Annotated in this window: 16 protein-coding genes; 9 read left to right on the forward strand and 7 right to left on the reverse strand. The window is 32.4% G+C overall.

What is annotated here, in order from left to right; genetic code table 11:
* Positions 1 to 17 precede the first annotated feature (17 nt).
* The 6 genes from HCW_RS09610 to HCW_RS08295 are packed head-to-tail and all read left to right on the forward strand — an operon-like array spanning position 18 to position 7,529.
* Positions 18 to 182 (forward strand): hypothetical protein, encoded by a 165-nt coding sequence (locus HCW_RS09610; RefSeq protein WP_014661761.1) that lies wholly within the window; start codon positions 18 to 20, stop codon positions 180 to 182.
* Positions 183 to 1,238, forward strand: a complete 1,056-nt coding sequence (locus HCW_RS08275) for an ArdC family protein (RefSeq protein ID WP_014661762.1) — start codon at positions 183 to 185, stop codon at positions 1,236 to 1,238.
* Positions 1,238 to 3,562, forward strand: coding sequence for a hypothetical protein (locus HCW_RS08280; protein WP_014661763.1), 2,325 nt, complete (start codon positions 1,238 to 1,240; stop codon positions 3,560 to 3,562). Before HCW_RS08275 ends, HCW_RS08280 begins: the two co-directional genes overlap by 1 nt.
* A gap of 9 nt (positions 3,563 to 3,571) precedes the next feature.
* Complete coding sequence (locus HCW_RS08285) at positions 3,572 to 5,005, forward strand: hypothetical protein (RefSeq protein ID WP_014661764.1); 1,434 nt, start codon at positions 3,572 to 3,574, stop codon at positions 5,003 to 5,005.
* Positions 5,002 to 6,264: a type IV secretion system protein gene (locus tag HCW_RS08290; protein WP_014661765.1), complete on the forward strand. Its 1,263-nt coding sequence runs from the start codon at positions 5,002 to 5,004 to the stop codon at positions 6,262 to 6,264. Before HCW_RS08285 ends, HCW_RS08290 begins: the two co-directional genes overlap by 4 nt.
* Positions 6,261 to 7,529, forward strand: a complete 1,269-nt coding sequence (locus tag HCW_RS08295) for a hypothetical protein (RefSeq protein ID WP_014661766.1) — start codon at positions 6,261 to 6,263, stop codon at positions 7,527 to 7,529. Before HCW_RS08290 ends, HCW_RS08295 begins: the two co-directional genes overlap by 4 nt.
* Before the next feature lie 20 nt (positions 7,530 to 7,549).
* Here HCW_RS08295 and HCW_RS08300 read toward each other — a convergent pair whose 3' ends face one another.
* Positions 7,550 to 8,278, reverse strand: a complete 729-nt coding sequence (locus HCW_RS08300; protein WP_014661767.1) for a hypothetical protein — start codon at positions 8,276 to 8,278, stop codon at positions 7,550 to 7,552.
* A gap of 217 nt (positions 8,279 to 8,495) precedes the next feature.
* Between HCW_RS08300 and HCW_RS08305 the strand changes: the two genes are divergently transcribed.
* Positions 8,496 to 9,173, forward strand: a complete 678-nt coding sequence (locus HCW_RS08305; RefSeq protein ID WP_014661768.1) for a CAAX amino protease — start codon at positions 8,496 to 8,498, stop codon at positions 9,171 to 9,173.
* Positions 9,174 to 9,468: 295 nt separating this feature from the next.
* On the opposite strand, the gene HCW_RS08310 is transcribed toward HCW_RS08305, so the two are convergent.
* Positions 9,469 to 9,735: a hypothetical protein gene (locus HCW_RS08310; protein WP_014661769.1), complete on the reverse strand. Its 267-nt coding sequence runs from the start codon at positions 9,733 to 9,735 to the stop codon at positions 9,469 to 9,471.
* Positions 9,736 to 10,013: 278 nt separating this feature from the next.
* Here HCW_RS08310 and ctkA point away from each other — a divergent pair, with 278 nt between their 5' ends.
* A complete protein-coding gene (gene ctkA / locus HCW_RS08315) occupies positions 10,014 to 10,994 on the forward strand; it encodes a serine/threonine-protein kinase CtkA (protein WP_014661770.1) in 981 nt (326 codons plus the stop codon).
* A 297-nt stretch (positions 10,995 to 11,291) separates the two neighbouring features.
* Here the strand turns inward: ctkA and HCW_RS08320 are convergent, their stop codons facing one another.
* On the reverse strand, positions 11,292 to 12,359 hold the full coding sequence (locus HCW_RS08320) for a tyrosine-type recombinase/integrase (protein WP_014661771.1): 1,068 nt from the start codon (positions 12,357 to 12,359) through the stop codon (positions 11,292 to 11,294).
* Between the two features lie 843 nt (positions 12,360 to 13,202).
* Positions 13,203 to 15,230, reverse strand: a complete 2,028-nt coding sequence (locus HCW_RS08325; protein WP_014661772.1) for a relaxase/mobilization nuclease domain-containing protein — start codon at positions 15,228 to 15,230, stop codon at positions 13,203 to 13,205.
* A gap of 1,194 nt (positions 15,231 to 16,424) precedes the next feature.
* Here HCW_RS08325 and HCW_RS08330 point away from each other — a divergent pair.
* Entirely contained in the window at positions 16,425 to 17,282 is an 858-nt protein-coding gene (locus HCW_RS08330) for a hypothetical protein (RefSeq protein ID WP_014661773.1), read from the forward strand.
* Here HCW_RS08330 and obgE read toward each other — a convergent pair.
* The 3 genes from obgE to HCW_RS08345 are packed head-to-tail and all read right to left on the reverse strand — an operon-like array spanning position 17,266 to position 20,050.
* Positions 17,266 to 18,357 (reverse strand): GTPase ObgE, encoded by a 1,092-nt coding sequence (obgE, locus tag HCW_RS08335; RefSeq protein ID WP_014661774.1) that lies wholly within the window; start codon positions 18,355 to 18,357, stop codon positions 17,266 to 17,268. The genes HCW_RS08330 and obgE overlap by 17 nt on opposite strands.
* A gap of 14 nt (positions 18,358 to 18,371) precedes the next feature.
* Positions 18,372 to 19,190 carry an ABC transporter ATP-binding protein gene (locus tag HCW_RS08340; RefSeq protein WP_014661775.1) on the reverse strand — a complete coding sequence of 273 codons (819 nt, stop codon included), beginning with the start codon at positions 19,188 to 19,190 and terminating at the stop codon, positions 18,372 to 18,374.
* The gene (locus HCW_RS08345; RefSeq protein ID WP_014661776.1) at positions 19,187 to 20,050 is read right to left on the reverse strand and encodes an ABC transporter ATP-binding protein; all 864 of its coding nucleotides are present in this window, start codon (positions 20,048 to 20,050) and stop codon (positions 19,187 to 19,189) included. Before HCW_RS08345 ends, HCW_RS08340 begins: the two co-directional genes overlap by 4 nt.
* Positions 20,051 to 20,059 lie beyond the last annotated feature (9 nt).

Raw genomic sequence — 20,059 nt, forward strand, 5'->3', positions numbered from 1 at the left:
AAACAAGGACAGACAAAATGACACAAGATTTTTTAGAACTTACAGAGGGAAATTACCCTATAAGCGAGGAGCAAATGTTAGAGTTTAACATTATGGGAGTAGAAGTAAAACAAGAAAAAGAAATGACATTAGAGCTAGAAAATTCATTAGAAAATGAAGTCAATAAAAACAAGGAGCATTAAATGAAAGCGTGGAATGAAATGGATATTAAAGAGCAAAAAGACATTTTTTCTAAGTTTTTAGCTAATGAAATTGCTAAAAGTTTAGAATCTGGATTAGAGTTTAAAGCTAACAATAGAGCCTATAATGGTTCTGTAGGCAATGCCTATAATGGCTTAAATTCTCTTATTTTAGATGCCAAGCAACATGAAAATGGCTATGAGAGCAATGTTTGGGTAGGTTTAGATGATGCTTTAAAGCTTGGGGCAAACCCTAAAGAAGTAGAACATATCAAAAACAATACTAAGGCTAAAAATAATCCTAACGGCTTTTATGATAAGGCAAGTATCGCCTATATTAGAGATTATGAAATGCGCTATGTTAAAGCTAGAGATGAAAAGGGTAATTTAATCCCCCTTAAAGACAAAGAGGGCAATCTTAAGCATTATTCTAATGGTGAAGTGATTTATGAAAATGAAAAAGTCCCCCAAAGAGACAAAGAGGGCAATATCAAGTATATGCAAGATGGCAAAACGCCCTTTTATGAGTTCAAAAAAGAAAAAGTAGCTATAGAGCCGACTTTAGAAATTAAAAATCTCTACAATGTCAATGTTTTTCAAACACTAGACAAAACTAAGCTTAAAGAATTAGACCCTAAAACTTTAAGAACACAATACATTAGCCATACTTTTTCTAGGGATAATCAAAATTTAGTGATTTATGATTTATCCAAGCATTTGAATGAAAATCAGTATAACAAAGTGCTAGATTATGTCAATCAATATGGGGCAACCCATCATGAAGAAAAAAAGAGGCACAAAGTTTTTCAACAAGAGCCTACACAAGAAAATGCTCCTAATACAGAAAATCATGTTAAAGAAAACAACGCCAAAGAGCCAAACAACAATGAAATGAATATGGCAGAGTTTTCTAAAATGCTTGAAACAATTCAAAACAACCCCCAAATGTTAGCCATGTTGCAACAAACTCTTAATAAGGGAGCAGAGCAACAAAAGCATGACCACTACTTTGCTAATGAGGAAGTAGCACCTACTCAATCTAAAGGTAGGGGCAGATAATGCAAGATTTTATCAATGGGTTTTTAAAGGCATGGAAAGCTTGGAGTGATGATGGCAAGGACGCTTTTTTAGAGAGTTTTTTAGATGAAGTTAAAAGCTCTCAAAACGACCCCTCCAATTTCTTAGGCATTTTAGAACAAGAAATCAAGTCTTTAAGCCAAGAGGGCTTAAAAGATGACATTTCTTCTATGTTAGAAGTCATTGAGAGCATGAAAAATGAAATCTCACAAGAGCAAAATAATCCTAACGAAAATGTAGATGATTTTATGAATGCCTTACAAGATGAAATCAAAGAAGAGCAATCTATCTCTAATGATAATCCTAACGAGTTTGTAGAAAGTTTAGCTCAAGCAATCACAGAGACACAAGAAAATGCTAATGAGCATACAGAAGAAAAAAGCTTTTTAGAAATGAGTGAAGATGAATATTATGAACACATGCAAGAGCAATACATACAAATGAATGAATATGATGGTATTGCACGAGTTAGCGCAGAGTTAGAACAACAAGAGATAGAAAGAGAGGAGGCTGAGCTTGAAAATAAAGCACTACAAGACTACGAAGAAAGCCAAATACAAAGAGCTGAAGAAATTAGTATCACAGAGCATGAAAATGAGTTAGCAAGAGAAGAGCTAGAAAGATACGCTATAGAGGGCGAAAATAAAGCCCTAGAACAATATTATGAGAGCCAAAACCCTGATACTCTTCTCTATGAGCAACAAGTCGCACAAGAGCAAGATAAAGAAAAACAACTATCAAACAATCAAGACTTAGAATTAGAAACATTAAGGGATAGCAATATCAAACAAGGTTTGAATAATGAGAGCATAGAGCTTTTAGAGAGTTTGCAAGTTATAAGAGATGAAACAAGTGAAGTTACCAACTCTTTAAGAGCTAATGATGAACTTTTAAGACCTACAGGAGAAAACACTACAAGTAAAATCGCTTCCATTGCTTTAGAAGAAAACAAACAGCTTAATGAAAAAGAAACTAACGAGCAAGAACTAGCTAAAACACAAGAAAGCGAACAAGAAGGTCCACAAGAAAAGCCTAAGATTACCCCTAGTAATGACATAGACCTTAAGGACAAATACGCTAATTTGCATAGTTTCTTTAAACAAACCGAGCTTGATATTAAGCAAAAAAGGATTAAAACCAAGCTGGATTTTAAAGAGAGCTTTTTAAATTACGCTAAAAACCATATGAGCGAAGACGAGTTAAAAGTCTTATTAGTGGTCAGTCAAAAAGAACCCACCAAACTCACTAAAGAGCATATCAATTTAATCACCGATTGCTTAGAACAAGCGCATGGCAATAAGCATATGCAAGATAAGGGCTTACAATTAAGCGTTAAGTCTATCTTAGGGCATGAATTAGAAAAAGAACACCAAATAGTATTAAAAGACTATTTAAAAAAATCTAAAGACAGCTTAGAGCCTATGGATAACAGAGTGTATGAAGTAATGCAAAAGCATTTAGACAAACAACAAGCAAAAACGCTCAAAAATTTAGATAGCACCACTCAAAGCGTAGGAGTGAATGTTATTAAAGAGCAAGCTAAGGCTAATAAAAATGCAGAGCAACCTAAAAACTCACAAAGTGAGCCGACACAAGAGGCAAATACACAAGACAATAATTTAGATTTGCAATACCACCAAGCCAAAGAAATCATGGAGCAAACAGAGCAATACTTCCCCTTAGATGTCAAACCAAAAAACGAAAAGATACCTACAAGAGAGCAGTTTATTGAAATGCAAGAGAGTTTGTATGAGCGTATGGTTGAATTTGGAAATCACCCATCATATTTTAAAACAATCAATGAGTTTATCTCAAAGGCTTATATCCAACAAAAAAATTCTACAGAAATGCAAATGGATTTTAGAGACCTTAATCAAAAACTTATGGGAGGAAAATACAAGAGTTGGTCTGAACACATGATTGATGCTGGACGCATCATTAACGCAGAGTATGCTCGTGCGTCTTTAGAATTTGATAAAAAACGACAAGCTAAACAAGAACAATCTAAAACCTTACACCCTGATGAACCATGGCTAGATTATGACCCAAAAGCTCACAAAGGCTTACAAGAACGCCAAAAGAGCCAAGAGAAAGCACAAAATAAGGGAAATAACAATGATGAGCCTTGGATTGAATTTGGCAAAAAGGAACAAGCTAGAGCTAAAGCACATTATCAAGCTATGCTAGAAAAAGAGCGTGCTAAAGAATTAGCCAAAGAGCAAAACAGCACTCAAAAAGAAGTGAAAAAAGAAATTCTTGATTATGGCTACACACAAAACACGCCAGCTAAAAGCAGAAAGCGTTAGGAAAATCCCATGAGTTATATCCCTAATCTCACTTCCTTGCCATTACATGAGATTTTATTAGATAATGGCTATGTCTATAATAAAGATAAAACAAGCAAGAACAACCCTGTTTTAAAGCATGAAAATGAAGAGGGAAGTTTGGTTATCTTTAAAAATCAAAATAAAGATGGCTCTATTAGCTATACCTACAAAGAAACCCATACGGACAAGGTCGGCAATATCATCACTTTTTGTAAGGATAGAAACCTTAAAGTTGAAGATTTAATTGCTGGGAAGTTAGAAGATTATCTTAACAAACAAGATAATCTCAAAGCAAGGGATAACTCTAATGAGAATAATGAAGAAATTCAAAAGATAAGAGATGAATTTAATGCCCTTAAATTCTATGATTTAAAAAATGCTACACTCATTAAAAAGCGTGGTCTTGATACAAGCTTATTAGAACCTTATAAAGAGCATTTAAAGACTGATAACTTTAATAATCTAATCCTTGCAACCTACTTAGCTTTTGAAGATAAAAAGCTTAATGTCATACCCATTCATCAATGTGGCATTAACAAACGCTTAAATACCCCCTTAACTACAGATAAAGAGGGCAACATAAGAGACAAACCCTTAAAATCTATCGCACAAGGAAGTAAAGGTATAGAAGTCTTAATGCCTAAAGACTTGAGCTTAGTTAAAAATATCATTTTAAGCGAAAATATCTTTGATAGTCTGGCTTATTTAGAATTACAAGGCTTAGAGCCTAAAGAAAGCGTTTTAATTAGCACCGCTGGACAATTTAATGAGCAAAAATTAGAACTCTTTTTTCAAAGCTTTTTTAAGCAATTACATAACAGACAACAAGGAGCATATAATAGCTATTTAAGACAAGAAGAACAATGGCAAGAGTTAGTAAGACAAGGCAAAGCTACAGATGATTTTAAGAGCGTGGTAGTAGAAACTTACACAGACATTATTAAAAATTATCAAAGAGAAAAGAACACTCCTATTTATAACAAAAGAGTTGAAAAGACTAGAGAATACAGAAAACCACAACCTGTCAATCAACCACAAGAGAGTTTTAATATAGTGTTAGCCTTTGATAATGACATTAAGGGTAAAGGATATAAAGAAAAATGCGAGGGTATTTTCTATGCCCTTTTACAGCAATTCCCCACTATCTATACACCTTTTTCAAAAGATTGCAATGATGATTTGAAGTTAGCTCACATTATAGAAAATAAAGCGATTAACATTGACATTATGGCAGAGTTTCTAGATTGCTCTTTAGAGAAACTAAATAGCAATGACACACCAACACAAGAAAAGGAAAATATTATGGATAAATTAGAACAAATTGATAGCATTAAGCCCTTTAATGAAAGGCTTAAGGGTATTTTAGAGAATGCTAAAGAAAACTTACAATTACAGAGTTATACTAAAGGGAGGGGGAGATGAATTTTTTTGACACCATTATGGGCATGTTTGTTGAACCATCTCAAAAAGTCGCTAAAAGTCTAGCTGAACATGTGGGTAGCTTTTTTCATGCACAACTCATTTTAAACACTATTATTACTATTTTATTTATGATATGGGCATATAAGCGTGTGAAAGAGGGGGATATGTTTGAGTTTAAGACCGCTATGGGAGTGGTTGTATTCATCGTGTTTGTGGGGTTTATTAATTGGGGGATTAAAAATCCTAGCGAATTTAACACCTATTTTATCAACACGATATTTTATCCAGCTGAAAAACTAGCCATACTTATCGCTCAAAGCTTAAATGATGGCTTAGAAATTCCTACCAATGCTAATGCTAGTCCTAGTGAAACTTTTAATATAGGCAATCTAGCATCAAGTGCGTATGCGATGATAGTTAATCTTTGGGATAATGCTTTTGATGGTATGACTATGTTTAATTGGCTTACAATGATACCTAAAATAATCATGTTTGTTTTAGTGATTTTAGGGGAATTATTGTTTTTAGGGCTATTACTCATTATTGTGCTATTAGTAACTGCAGAAATTTTTATGTGGTCAGCACTAGGTTTAATTGTATTACCTTTAGGTTTAATTCCCCAAACTAAAGGCATGCTTTTTAGCTATCTTAAAAAGCTCATTTCCCTTACTCTTTATAAGCCTTGTATGATGTTGGTAGCCTTTTTTAATTATGGAATAATCTATAAAGTCAATGCTTTAATCCCCACTAAACATGAAATCGCACAAGGCTTTTATGGCAATGCGGATAAAATGGCAAATGAGGGAAAAATCATTGATGCCTTTGGAAATGTCTTAAAAGGGGATTGGAACTCATATATAGCTCATAGCTCTATTGTAGGCTTTTTAACCATTATTGTTTTAGGTTCTGTGATTTGTTTCTTTCTAGTTAAACGAGTGCCTGATTTTATCAACAACATGTTTGGCACAAGTGGAGGTATAGGAGCAGTAACTGAAATGATGCAAAAAATTGGCATGACTATAGCAGGAGCTGTATTTGGAGGTTCTGCAGTTATGGTTGCTAATCAAGTTAAGCAAGCCTATCAGAGTGCTGGAGGAGGATTAGCTGGACTTCAAGCTGGGGCTAAAGCTCTTGGACTTGCTGGACTAAGTGGAGGGGCAAATGCAGTGAATGCAAGAAGTGCTAAAGCTGGTGTGAGACACTTTGTAGCAAGTGTTAAAAGTGGCTTTGGACTTGATAATGATAGAAATAACAGATGAAAGGTTTAGGAATGAAAAAATTAGTTTTTAATATAGGTTTTAGTGTGCTTTTATGTTGTAAAAGCGTGTTTGCAGAGGGGGAAACCCCATTAATTGTTAATGACCCAGAGGTTCAAGCAAGTCAAGTTACTATCATAGGAAAAATGGTAGATAGTATCAAAAGATACGAAGAGATTATCTCTAAGGCTCAAGCCCAAGTCAATCAGCTAGAAAAAGTCAATAACATGATAAATACAACTAATTCTTTGATTAGTAGTAGCGCTATTACTCTAGCCAATCCTATGCAAGTGATACAAAACGCTCAGTATCAACTTCAAAGCATTAGATACAATTATGAGAATTTAAAGCAAAGCATAGAAAATTGGAACGCACAAAATTTGCTAAGAAACAAGTATTTATCGCAACAATGCCCTTGGCTTAATGTCAATGCTCTTACTAACAATAAGATTGTCAATCTTAAAAATCTCAATAACTTAATCACCAAAAATGGCGAACAAACCCAAACCGCAAGAGATGTGCAAAATTTAATCCAATCTCTAAGTAGCAATGGTTATGAAAACATGCAGTCTCTTGCTGGGCAATTAAGTGGTAGAGCGTGGGGGGAAATGTTGTGTGAAGAAATGACTAAAGCTGATAATGACGCTGAAATAGCTCTTTTAAAGACAAGAGGGCAATACAAACAAGCGTTTATTAAACAGATTAAGCAAAATGTCGCAGAGGAAAAAAGAATGAGTAAAAAAGTTAAACTACTATCAAAAAGACTTGATGCCTTACAAACTAATTTTGGCGTAACCGACCCTACAGCCAACCATAACAAGCAAGGAATACCTTATTGTGAAGAGAATAAAGAAACAGGCAAATGCGACCCTATTGAAAATGTATTTAGGACAACTCGCTTAGATAACGAATTAGAGCAAGAAATCCAAACGCTTACACTTGATTTAAGCAAAGCCCCTAATAAAGACGCTCAAAGCCAAGCCTACGCAAATTTCAACCAAAGGGTTAGACTACTCACTGTGAAGTATCTCAAAGAAATTACCAATCAAATGCTCTTTTTAAATCAAACAATGGCAATGCAAAGTGAGATTATGGCAGATGATTATTTCAAGCGTTATAGCAATGGTTATAACACGCCAAAAAGCCAAAAAGAAGAAGAGCTAGAAGAAGAAAGGATAAATAAAAGAGAGATGGCTAGAAGATACTTTCAACACCCTAATGTTAAATTTGACCAATTTGGTTTTCCCATTTTTAGCATATGGGATTAAGGGCTTTTAAGAATTAGGGCTTAATGCTTGTATTTAAAAGCGACTTTGTTTTCTTCATTGTCAAACGCTTGGGTTTTTAACAAAGCGATTTGACTTGAATTGTCTTGTAAGCCTTTTTCTTGCTCTTCAACATAATTTTCTACACCATATCTGATTATATCTGCTTCTTCGCCATATTCATTAAAACCAAGTGCTTTAATAGTTTCTTCTGTATTTTTATACCCATACTTTCTATGTAAATCATCAAGCCACCTAGAAATCCCTGTTTCATATGCTTTATCAATTATTATTCTTAATTGCTTTTCATTTGGAATATATTTAGACTTTTCTTTTATCTCAAAAGCCATAAATTGTTCCCTTACTTTTTTAGCTTTTTCTTTAGCTTTTCGCATAATTTCTGCATTCTCTTTTGCGACTTTTTCTTGGCGTTCTTTTTCGGTTGCTTTAATTTTTGCATCTATTTTATCTTGCAATTTATCCACAATACATTGCTGAAATTCTTTCTTCCATTCGTTAGGAATTTTTTGTTTATAATCCCACCCAGCAGAGAAATATTTAGTGCTATCAACGCTACGATTACAAGCTAAAATATCTTCGTTATTAAGGACTTTGTTATAGACTGAAACACGCTTAGGTAATTCAGTGTCTGTGAATAAAGGTTTTGCCATTAAGGGAGCAGAAACACCTAGTAAAACCCCAGCTAATAAGCTTGTTTTTAAAGTTTTATTCAAACCACTTAATTTAATCATTTTTATTCCTTTTAACTTAAATTGAATTGTAATCATTATAGCATAGAAATTTAAAGAAATACTAATAACAATTAAATATTAAGTTATTTTGTATGTATTAAATTAGTTTTAGTTATTTGAATTGTTGATTAAATATATTCTTAATGAGTAATAACAATCTTTTATAGCTAATTTTGTTTGTGTTATAATTGGCTTAACAATCCATTTAAGAGACACTATGCACGATTTACAAGATTTTAAAAATGATATTGCTCTCATTCTATCTAAAGACAGACTAGAGACTTATGACAACCTAGAACAATACAAAGAAAATTTAAAGCTCATTAGCCTAATTACGCCTAAAATCTCTAATTTAGAGATTTATTTGCGTAACGCATTAGATTATTGCCTAACTCAAAATAAGGGGAATGAGTGGGTGTTTGAAGTCAATAACAAGGGCATTAAAAAAGCTATTAGTCATTTTGAAAAAGAAAAATTAAAGCACCCTAATAAAAACGATATTCTATCTAGGCTGACATTAGGGATTATTGTTAGTCTTATTAGTGCTAATCATTTACAATTTTTAATTCTTAGCCTTAAAGATATGGATTTTAAGAGATATTATAGTGGCAATACTAATAAAATCCGCATTGGCTCTACCAAGAGTAAAATTTCTAATATTTTAAAGGCTAAAATCGCACTTAATCTTTTAAGAAATATTAGAAATCGTGCGTATCATTGGGAAAACTTACTAAAGACCAAAAATGATACTCCAAATATAACTAATGAAATTGATGGGGTTATTGTAGGGATTATGCCAAATAAAATTGTTTTATTTTTAGATGATTTAATTAAAAGTATTGGAAACAAGGATTTAGAGAAGTTGAGCGAGTTTGGGTGTCAGTCCACCCTATAGCTCTTGCTAAGTATTATAGCAAACTTTTAGCAAAATTTCTTTATTTTTAGATGATTTGATTAAAAGCATTGGAAATAAAGACTTGGAAAAATTAAGTAACTTGTAAGAAAGTGGGCTTCGGTTAGCCCATTGAATGTATGCGTATTATAGCCAAATCATTATCAATAGTCAAATATGGTATCACCAACTAAGTTACAGCAAGAAAGTCTCTAAATATACTCACTAAAGACTTTTATAGCCAAGATGTTCCCAAGCCAACTTGCCATATCTAGTATAGTATAAAAACAACAACTTCTTAATATTTTCTATCTTTTATTAAAGCAATAAGACCCCAAATAGCAAATAGAGGCAAAGCTATATCAAGGCTTTTATAAAAGCTGAATGCAAACACTTTGGTTACATTAGGGTTATCGGTAAAAAACCCATAGCCCCACACTATTAAAAAAGTTACTATGGATAGCTTGACAAGATTTACCATGTTTATCAAAAATATGTCCAAAGTAAAAAATCTACTAAGACTAGAATTTTTGAAAATGTTTTTTAAGATTTTTCTTTTAATCATTTATTGTTCCTTTTGTGTTGCAAATTTGATAGCACCCACATACATAGGCAATTAGATTTATTGATTTTCTAAAGCCTTATTTTAGTATAATCTAGCCAATAATGCAAAAAATAAGGGGATAAAAACTAGATAGTGTTTAATTGTTTTATCAGTATTGAATAGAATTTAGTTATTTGTATTACTCACTATATATACTCTTAATAATAAACAACATTCAATTTATTGCTTGTGTTATAATTGAGTTAACAATCCATTCACTAATAAATAAAAGGATAACCATGCCAACCATTGATTTTACACCTTGCGAGATTAACCCTAAAAAAGGTTTTGGGGGAGCAAATGGAAATAAGATTAGCCTAATTTATAACAATGAACTCTACATGGTCAAATTTCCCCCTAAGCCTTCCACACATAAAGAAATGTCCTATACCAATGGTTGCTTTAGTGAATATGTGGCATGCCATATAGTTAATAGTTTAGACTTATTGGTTCAAGAAACATTGCTAGGCACTTATAAAAATAAAATCGTAGTTGCTTGTAAAGATTTTACCACTCATCAATATGAGCTTGTGGATTTTCTAAATCTAAAAAATACTATGATTGAATTAGAAAAATCAGGTAAAGACACTAATTTAAACGATGTGCTTTATACCATAGATAACCAACATTTTATTGAGCCACAAGTTTTAAAGCGTTTCTTTTGGGATATGTTTGTAGCAGATACCTTGCTAGGTAATTTTGATAGGCATAATGGTAATTGGGGGTTCTTAAGAGCCTCAAATTCAAAAGAATATCAAATAGCTCCCATTTTTGATTGTGGCTCTTGTCTATATCCCCAAGCCGATGATGAAGTATGCCAAAAAGTTTTAAACAATATTGATGAGCTAAATGCAAGGATTTATAATTTCCCTCAATCTATCTTAAAAGATGATAACGATAAAAAAATCAACTACTATGATTTCTTAACTCAAACAAATGACAAAGATTGCCTTGATGCGCTGCTTAGGATATACCCACGCATAGATATGGATAAAATCCATTCAATTATTAACAACACGCCCTTTATGAGCGAAATACACAAAGAATTTTTACATACAATGCTTGATGAAAGAAAATCAAAGATTATAGATGTAGCACATACTAGAGCTATTGAGCTATCTTTGCAAAACAAACAAGCCCATTCAAATTCCTATGATGACAATACCGATGATTTAGACAATTCTAACGAATACACCCCCACACCTAAGCGTAGGCGATAAGTAATCTTATTAAGTAGATATTTGATAGTTTTTAGTTGTTTTATCAGTATTGAATAGAATTTAGTTGTTTGAATTAACTATTAAATATGTTCTTAATAAGTAATAATAATCTATAATTACATTATTTTTAGCATATTTTGTAGTTTAATTTAGCTAAGTAAATACTAATTGTTTTTAATAATCCTTATAAAATCTAATTGTTTTTTTAATCAGTTATAAACAATTAGATAGTTAAGTAAAAACTATCTAATATTAGAGTATTTACATTAACTACATTAACTAATTAATTCACCCCCCTTACTTCTTACTATCAATCAGACTATCAAATACAAGAGCCACTTTCTTATTATGCTCTTGTGTAGTATGGATATAAATCTTAGTAGAGAGCAAAGAGCTATGCCCCAAGGCTCGGCTGGTTAAAACTAAGTCTTGGGTCTCTTGATAGATAAGAGTTGCAAAACTATGCCTAAATAAATGCAAACCTGTGCCATATTGCTTATAGTGTTTGATTTGAGCTAGTTTAAAGATTAAGGGGATAAAATTATAAAGCGTTAAAGAATTTTGTGCTTTTTGCTTGTCTTTTTTAAAAAGATATGCCCCATTGAAATATTTTAGTCTATAATCATCACTAAGCCAAGCATTCAAGCTTGGTTCTAACAAACTCTTTTTTATATAAGCCTTTCTCTCTTTCCTGCCTTTACCTTGAATTAAAATAGAGTAATTTTGTTCTTCTACTTGAATGTGTTTTAATTCTATGTTTAACACTTCGCATTTTCTAAGTCCCCCAAGTATCACAATGAGTAAAACACATTTATTGCGTTTTTCATGGCTAGTTGTGGGCTTATATTCTAAAAGCGTTTTTAAAAAGCTCTTTAAGTCTTTATCATTTAAATGTCTAGGCAGACTTTCTTTAGTTTTAGCAAAGGCTAGGTTTTTAAGCATAAAATCAAAGCTATAACGCTTTTTTCTATCTAAGTAATCAAAGAATTGTCTTAAATACATCACATACTTAGCCATAGAGCTTGGTTTTCTATTTTGGGCTAAATTAAAAAGAAAGTTAATCACTTGCTCTTCGCTAAGCATTCTAAAACTTCTTAACTTGAGATTATTTTTAAAATAGTCAAAGAACAAAAACAAGCCTTGCATCATTATGGTGTGTTTGATACCTTGATTGTAAAGAATATGACAGAGTGATTTGAGTTGCTCTATATTGTGGCATTTTAAAACTTTGTTTTGTATATCTAATATCAAAGCCATATCATTCACATCTTGAATGGGTGTGAAATTTTTAACCTTAGCAACCAAAAAGGCTTTAATGTTATCAAAGAGTTCTCTTTGAGATTTAGTGAGTTTGTTTGTTAGCATATTGCTCCCTTATTAAATTTGAAAAATAAATCTTAAAGAATGAGAGTTTTATATGCAAAGTTCCGTTTTTAAATCTTAGTCTCTAAAAAGTTCCGTTTTTTAGCTAAAGCATAGAAGCAAAATTCCGCCCCCTTAAAAGTAAATAATCAAATACATAGTTATTTGCATTACTCACTAAATACAAAAATTGAATTTAGCAACGATTAAATAGTTTTTGAAAGTTGGCTTTAAGCACTTTTTAAGCTTAAGAAGTGCGTATTTATGGGTATTAGATACAAATGTGGCACTTAAGTTCCGTTCAAGTATAATAATATTAAGGGAAAGAAAGGTTTACCTTTCTTTCTAACCTATTAATTAAAAATATTATTAGTAAATATCATGTCATGAGGGGGGATTTCTTTTTTTAAAAACTATTAAATCATGTAATAGGAATTTGCTAAAAAAGAAAAAAGTTAAAAAAGAAAGAACTTTCTCATAAAAAAGACAAACTAATTAAAAGGGTTGTAAGAATGGTGTCATTTTTAGTTAAGGGATAGGTTTAGTTGATTGGAACTAACAAGAGAAAAAACATCATTATTTAATCTCATTAAGTATTTTTAAAAAAACTTTAAGTTTTAAAAATTTTTGTGCGCCGATTAAGAAAAATTTAAGCTCTACAAGGCGTTTTAAAGCGTTTTTTATTTTAAGTTGATAGTTTGTCTTATCTTATAGCTTTATTTTGATTGTAGGACATTTTAGAGTAATCTGTTTGGGTATTTGCTTGAGTTGGCTATTTTGCAAAAAGAACAATCAAAGAAATCTCTTTAATCAAAGGGTATTAAAACTAATCATTGTTTTAGAGTATTATCTATTATGACCTTTAGAGTTTGTGTTGCTATCATCTTGCTTTAATCCAGCATGAGCTTTAGGGTCGTAATCTAGCTCATTAGGGTGCAAGGTTTTCTTTTGCTCTTTGGCTAATTCTTTAGCTTTTTCTTTTTCTAGCATAGCTTGATAATGTGCTTTAGCTCTAGCTTGTTCTAATTTGGCAAATTCAATCCAAGGCTCATCATTATTTGGTTCTTTAATGATAGCTTGAATTTCCTTTTGCTCTAGCTTAGTATCTTTAGCGTGTTCTAGGACTTTTTGAAGTTGTGAAATATCATAATGACTTAAAAACCGATTAGCTCCTATGATTTCATTACAGATATAAAGAATATCCTTAGAAAGTTTAGAAAATTGTTTGTTTTGTTTGAGAAAGTCTTGGTTTTCTTTCAATGAAAAGGTCTCTTTATAACTCTCTAGGGCTTTAAAATAGCTCTCTTTGGCTCTTTTAAACTCTTCTTCTTTTGTTTTTAAGTCTTGTTCTAAAAAGAGTAGTCTTTCTTTAGCTAATAAAAGCATGGTGTTTTGATAGTCTTGTAGTTGCTTATTGACTAGCTCATAAGCATTGTCATTAAGCTTATAAGTGGGGTCATCTTGCTTAGTTTTAAAGCTCTCTAGCATAAATTGATATTTTCTAGCGCTAAAATAAGCGTTTTTAAAAGTTTTGAGCGTGGGGCGTTTATCCTTAGGAAGTTCTAAGGCTTTGGCTAAGAAAATAGGATTAGTTAGAGTGCTATATTGTGTGTTTTGCTTGGTTTTAACTTCATTTCTTAACTGAGCTAATAGTAAGTGTGAGTTTTTATCTAAAAGGCGTTTGTCTAGGTGTTCAAGCTTATTTAAAAGCATTTCTTTTTTCTTTAAAAGAGAAAAGCCCTTAGTCTCTCTTTCAAAATGGCTGTCTAAATCATTGAGAATAGCAAAATTTTTAAAGGCTGAGTGGTTTTGTTTTTTATCTAACTCTTTTTGATAAAAGCCTAAGAGTTCGTATAGTTCGTGTTTGCTGGTGTTTTTTAAGTGTTCGCTTACTGGTTTATTTTTGTCTATTCTGTCAATGTTTAGCTGTTCTTTTTCATCATCGCTTGTGTCTTTGTGCTTAAAGAGAGCGATTTTAAATGCAGAAATCTTTTGTTTTAAGGGAGTGGTTTGGTTGTTTTGAATGTCTAGGGCTTGGGCTTTATTCTTATCTTTGAGAGTTTGTAGATACTCGCTTTGTAAAGCCTTGTTTAAATCCCACTCTTCTTTTGGGGTTTTGATTTGTTCTAAGGCTTTTTCTTCTTTTTCCAAGTCTTGTAATTGGAGTTTGATATTGTCTAATTCTTTAAGCTTAGGCTCATTGACATACAAGTATTCTTCGCTTAATAAATGCTCATTCAGCCTATAAGCAAACTCATTTCTTAATTCATTAAAAAATTCTTTGCAATCCTCACGCCCCTTAAAACGCAATCTTCTTCTTGTTAGTTGATTAGTTTTATTGATAAAGCAATGGATATGAGCATGGTCTTGATGAGCATGTGGCACAAGAGCAAACTTGTATTCAGGCAATCCTATTTTTAAAGTCTCCCAAGTAGAGTGTAAAAGTCCTTGCATTGTCTCTTCATCTGGCTTATCTTTGATAGAAAAGACTAAGTGCATAGCCTCATTATAATCCTTAGTCAAATCAAAGTCATTCAACCAACTATCTAAGATGAATTGTTTATCACACTCCAAAAACATTTCATTATAGGCTGTTTCGCTGTTTTCTAAGGTATAGCTTAGGGCATTTTCTAAATGGGAGCGTTTCATTTGCCCTATATTTTTGATTAACACAGGAATAGCTGTTTTTGTGGGATTAGATTTAATAGACTTTGAGTTAGGGTTAAATTGATTGAATTTAATCAACAATCTCTTATCAACTCTATCGCTATCACTAGGTCTAGGCTTTCGCATATACTCTAAAATATCATCTAAGAAAGACAAATCCATAGGGCGACTATCTAATTTAGTGTCTCGTATAGCTGTATCTAACATACAAGCCCTTTAAGACTTAACAACATTGCTAAATTTTTATCCAAGACACACGCTTTCAAGCTAAACTTTATTCCCTTACTACAAGAGCGTTTAAAAACGCCAAAATTTTATTCAAGCTAACGCTAATTTGAAAGCTAGACTTTTGATTTTAAATCTAGCGATTTTTCAATTCTTTGTAGCATAGCACAAAGAATTGAAATTAAAACTAAATCAAAAAAGGTGCAGGATAACACCATGTGTGCGCACACATATGGTTAAAACTTCGTATTCAAGGGACTTAGCGCTAGATTTTTAAAAAATAAGGGTTTTTGCTAACTTTTTGCCTAAAAAGTTTTTAAAAAGTGCTTTGATAGATAAGCTAAATTTTTAATCTAGTAAGAGATAAAAATTTCATTCAAAAAATTCTAACTCCCTTACTACTAAATTTTAAGAACCAAGAGCTTGTTGAAAACACCATAAAACTCTATAGTGTTTAAAAAAAACTTGTAGTCAAAGCATTAAGAACTAGATAGCTAAATGATAAGAACTTAGTAGCTAACAAAAAAGAACTTACAGCCCACTAATAAGAACTCGCAAGCTGAATACTATAAACTGACAAGCAAGTGATAAGAACTTGTAAGCAACAATGATAGAACTAAGGGCTACACGATAAGAACTAAGAGCAACAAGTTAGAAACTAATAGCTCATACTAAATAAAGAACTAAGGGGAAAAGATATTAAGAACTTATCTGCTCTAATGATATAAATGATATAAACTAGGTTGCCTGTATGATTAAGAACTAGGAGCAAAACACCCTTAGAACTTACTAACAATTCATATAAGAACTACTAGCTAGAAGTAAAAACTGCCAGCCCATTTAACAAGAACTCACAATCAATATTAAAGGAATGAAACTATTCTTTAAGCTTTTGTTTAAAAAATTTATGCTACATTTTCAATGATTTTTTAATTGACTTAGATTGAAACTTAGAGAACACTTAAAACTTATATTCTTTTAGTGAAATCTTATGTCCTTTTAAATTACAAGAATTGCATACAAACTTAGACAAAAATGAATATTCTTATATGGATTTATTATTAAGTTTTGTAATTTTTTATAAAAAACATAAAGATTATTTGCTCTATCAAAACACTTTGCAAAAATCTAAATACATCAAAAAAAACTCATTGGGATAAAACCATTAGAAAAACAATGCCCTTAATGCTAAATAATCATCAAGTGCTATACCAAACTTGCTACAACAAACAACAAGTTACCAATCACAATGAAACCTTATTAAGCATTTTTTATTCTATTATCTATCATTTTAACCAAGAACACCATTTGGGCTTAAAAATTAATAGTGCCTATAAGATTATCAAAGATAAAGCGTTTGAAATTTTGCAACAAAGAGGTTTAAAGCATCTAAGAAAGATTAAGCACAATTATTTTTGTGATATTTTAAAAAAGATGTATCAATTATGCGAGATTTACTTTAATTCAACACAAAAAGCTCATAGCAAAGCTAAAAGTAAAGAATTTTTAATGGTTAAAAAATATAACATCGTTTTTGAAGATATGATTGATAAACTCCTTACTCCAAAGGCCTTAGAACAAGGGCTAAAAGAACTTAAAAATAATCAAGATGGCAAGATTATAGACCATATATTCCCCCATCAATCCTTATTAGATACTAGCGATATATTTTACATAGGCGATTCTAAGTATTACAAACCAAACAATGAAGTAACAGATGTTTCTAAATACAAACAATTTAGCTATGCTAAAAATATTATCCAATACAATATTAATTTGCTTAATGAAAATACCCCTTATCCCAATACTCGCTACAGAGACCCAATAAGCGAGGGCTATAATATCACGCCTAATTTCTTTCTCTTTGGAGCTATTGAAAATGATAAAGACTTTGAAGAACCAAATTTAAAGAAAAAAGGACAGCCCATTACAACTTATCATTTTAAAGAAAGATTATTTGATAGGGATACCTTATTTGTCTTGCAATATAGAATCAATTTTTTATTTGTTTTAAAAGTTAAAGACTATTTTTAATTTCTAAGGCTTTTGAAAGCACGAATTTAAGCGCATGCAAATTTAAAGCACCGACTGCTGAAAGGGGCAATACAAAAAGCGCTGATTTTTCTTTATTCTCAAATTCATCTCTTAAAATAGGGTGTAAAAACCCTAAATAAGGCTCTAAATCAAACGCTTTTAATTTTTCAGCCTTTAAGTTTAAAAATTGACAAAATTCCTTAGTGGTGGCGTCAATATCTTCTAAAATATCGCATTTATTCAACAACACACCAAAGGGCTTATTAGCAAGTGTGGGTGAAAATTTTTCTAATTCTAATCTTAAGCGTTTGTATTGCTCTTTAATATTCAAATCTAACCTAGAAGTATCTAGCACAAAGGCTAAAACTTTGGTGCGTTCAATATGCTTTAAAAAGCTAATGCCTAAGCCTTTTCCCTCACTAGCTCCTTCAATAATGCCCGGAATATCAGCCATTAAAAATTCACTTTTTTCATCTACGCTCACTACCCCTAGATTAGGCACTAAAGTTGTAAATTCATAATTAGCAATTTTGGGTTTAGCGTTAGAGAGAGTAGAAATAAGCGTGGATTTTCCAGCATTTGGAAAGCCTACTAAGCCTATATCAGCAATGAGCTTTAATTCCAAACGCACGCATTTTTCAACCCCGGGTAAGCCTTTTTGTGCGTAAGTGGGGTGTTGTTTGGTAGCGCTTTTAAAATGTGCATTTCCTAAGCCCCCCTTACCCCCTTTTAAGGCTAATACTTTTTGCTTAGGTGTTACTAAATCAAGCCATAATTCATCATCTACAAAGACTTGAGTTCCCGGTGGCACGACAATCACTTTATCTTCACCCTTTTTGCCCGCACAATTTCTTGTTCCCCCCATAGCTCCATTTTTAGCCTTATGGTGTTTGGTGCCCCTAAAGTTTGCTAGAGTATCGGTGTTATTATCCACTTCAAAATACACATCGCCCCCATCGCCCCCATCGCCCCCATCAGGCCCGCCTTTAATGACAAATTTTTCTCTTCTAAAGCTCACCATTCCAGCCCCACCTTTACCGGAGGCTATAATAATTTCTACACTATCTACAAACATGAAAATCCTAATTTTTAATTTTTAAATCGTTGCTTGATTTTTTCTACACTTGGCACAGCATTCAATAATTTTTGGGTGTATTCGTGCTTTGGCGCACTAATGATTTCATCTGTGCTCCCACTCTCAACAATTTCACCATTATTCATCACAATAATTCTATCACTAATATGCTCTACTACCCCTAAATCATGGCTAATGAATATATAAGTTAGCCCCATTTCTTTTTGCAAATCTAATAGCAAATTTAAAACTTGTGCTTGGATAGACACATCTAGTGCGGATACCGGTTCATCACACACTACAATGCTAGGGTTTAAAATTAATGCCCTAGCAATGCCTATTCTTTGTCTTTGTCCTCCAGAAAATTCATGCGAATAGCGATTAATCCATTCTGATTTTAAACCCACTTTTTGCATAATCTCTAGCACTTTTTCCCTAATTTCAGCTTTTGAAAATTTAGAATTTAAAAATAAGGGTTCAGCGATAATTTCGCCTACTTTCCATCGTGGGTTTAGGCTAGAATAAGGGTCTTGAAAAATCATTTGCACCTTTTTTCTATATTCTTGCCATTCAGCTTGATTAAAGGTGTTTAAGTTTTTTAATGAGCCATTATTTAAAAATAGCACTTCCCCACTATCTGGCTTTTCCATACCTACTAAAATTTTGGCCGTGGTGCTTTTCCCACAGCCACTCTCGCCCACAATACTTAAAACTTCTTTAGATTTAACTTCAAAGCTCACGCCCTTTAAAGCTTGGATATGGCTTTTTGGCTTAAACCACCCCTTATCAATGCTATAAGTTTTTTTTAAATCTTTAATTTCTAAAAGATTCATCTAATTTCCTTAGGAAAGCTTAAATAATCTATATTTTCATCTACGCTCTCTAAACGCTTTTTTCTATATTCTTTGCCAGATTTTGGAATCGCATTTAAAAGGGCTTTGGTATAGGGGTGCTTAGGATTATTAAATAACTCTTTAGCGCTTGCTTTTTCCACTACATGCCCTCTATACATAACTACCACTTCATCAGCGATTTGCGCTACTACCCCTAAATCATGGGTAATGAAAATAATTGAAGTGCCTTTTTTAGTTTGCAATTCTTTCATAAGCTCTAAAATTTGAGCTTGTATCGTTACATCTAATGCCGTGGTAGGCTCATCAGCGATTAAAATTTCAGGCTCACACACCATAGCCATAGCAATCATTACTCGTTGGCGTTGACCTCCACTTAATTTAAAAGGGTATTCAAAATACTTGTCTCTAGGCTGTGGAATACCCACTTTTTCTAACGCCTCTATGACTAAATTAAAACGCTCTTTTTTATTTAAATGAGGGTTATGGATTTTTAAAACCTCATCAATTTGAAAACCTATCGTATAAGAGGGGTTAAGACTTGTCATAGGCTCTTGAAAAATCATGCCTATCTTTTTACCCCTAATCTCTTTTTGCATGATTTTTGGACTAAGTTTTAATAAGTCTTGCCCTAAGAGTTCAATACTCCCTCCTACTATTTGACCGGGCTTTTCAATAAGCCCTAAAATAGAAAGCGAAGTAATGCTCTTCCCGCTCCCACTCTCCCCTACAATACAAAGTGTTTGAGATTTTTTTAAACTAAAGCTCACGCCATCTACGGCTTTATTCACGCCCCTATCAGTAAAAAAATAAGTTTTTAAATCCTTTACTTCTAATAACATCATAACCCC

It is taken from the genome of Helicobacter cetorum MIT 00-7128 (assembly GCF_000259255.1).
Lineage (GTDB): Bacteria > Campylobacterota > Campylobacteria > Campylobacterales > Helicobacteraceae > Helicobacter > Helicobacter cetorum_B.

Excerpts from the sequence above, each read along its gene's own strand:
- HCW_RS09610 (WP_014661761.1), top strand. The coding sequence starts at position 18 with ATGACACAAGATTTTTTAGAACTTACAGAGGGAAATTACCCTATAAGC.
- HCW_RS08275 (WP_014661762.1), top strand. The coding sequence starts at position 183 with ATGAAAGCGTGGAATGAAATGGATATTAAAGAGCAAAAAGACATTTTT.
- HCW_RS08280 (WP_014661763.1), top strand. The coding sequence starts at position 1,238 with ATGCAAGATTTTATCAATGGGTTTTTAAAGGCATGGAAAGCTTGGAGT.
- HCW_RS08285 (WP_014661764.1), top strand. The coding sequence starts at position 3,572 with ATGAGTTATATCCCTAATCTCACTTCCTTGCCATTACATGAGATTTTA.
- HCW_RS08290 (WP_014661765.1), top strand. The coding sequence starts at position 5,002 with ATGAATTTTTTTGACACCATTATGGGCATGTTTGTTGAACCATCTCAA.
- HCW_RS08295 (WP_014661766.1), top strand. The coding sequence starts at position 6,261 with ATGAAAGGTTTAGGAATGAAAAAATTAGTTTTTAATATAGGTTTTAGT.
- HCW_RS08300 (WP_014661767.1), bottom strand. The coding sequence starts at position 8,278 with ATGATTAAATTAAGTGGTTTGAATAAAACTTTAAAAACAAGCTTATTA.
- HCW_RS08305 (WP_014661768.1), top strand. The coding sequence starts at position 8,496 with ATGCACGATTTACAAGATTTTAAAAATGATATTGCTCTCATTCTATCT.
- HCW_RS08310 (WP_014661769.1), bottom strand. The coding sequence starts at position 9,735 with ATGATTAAAAGAAAAATCTTAAAAAACATTTTCAAAAATTCTAGTCTT.
- ctkA (WP_014661770.1), top strand. The coding sequence starts at position 10,014 with ATGCCAACCATTGATTTTACACCTTGCGAGATTAACCCTAAAAAAGGT.
- HCW_RS08320 (WP_014661771.1), bottom strand. The coding sequence starts at position 12,359 with ATGCTAACAAACAAACTCACTAAATCTCAAAGAGAACTCTTTGATAAC.
- HCW_RS08325 (WP_014661772.1), bottom strand. The coding sequence starts at position 15,230 with ATGTTAGATACAGCTATACGAGACACTAAATTAGATAGTCGCCCTATG.
- HCW_RS08330 (WP_014661773.1), top strand. The coding sequence starts at position 16,425 with ATGCCCTTAATGCTAAATAATCATCAAGTGCTATACCAAACTTGCTAC.
- obgE (WP_014661774.1), bottom strand. The coding sequence starts at position 18,357 with ATGTTTGTAGATAGTGTAGAAATTATTATAGCCTCCGGTAAAGGTGGG.
- HCW_RS08340 (WP_014661775.1), bottom strand. The coding sequence starts at position 19,190 with ATGAATCTTTTAGAAATTAAAGATTTAAAAAAAACTTATAGCATTGAT.
- HCW_RS08345 (WP_014661776.1), bottom strand. The coding sequence starts at position 20,050 with ATGTTATTAGAAGTAAAGGATTTAAAAACTTATTTTTTTACTGATAGG.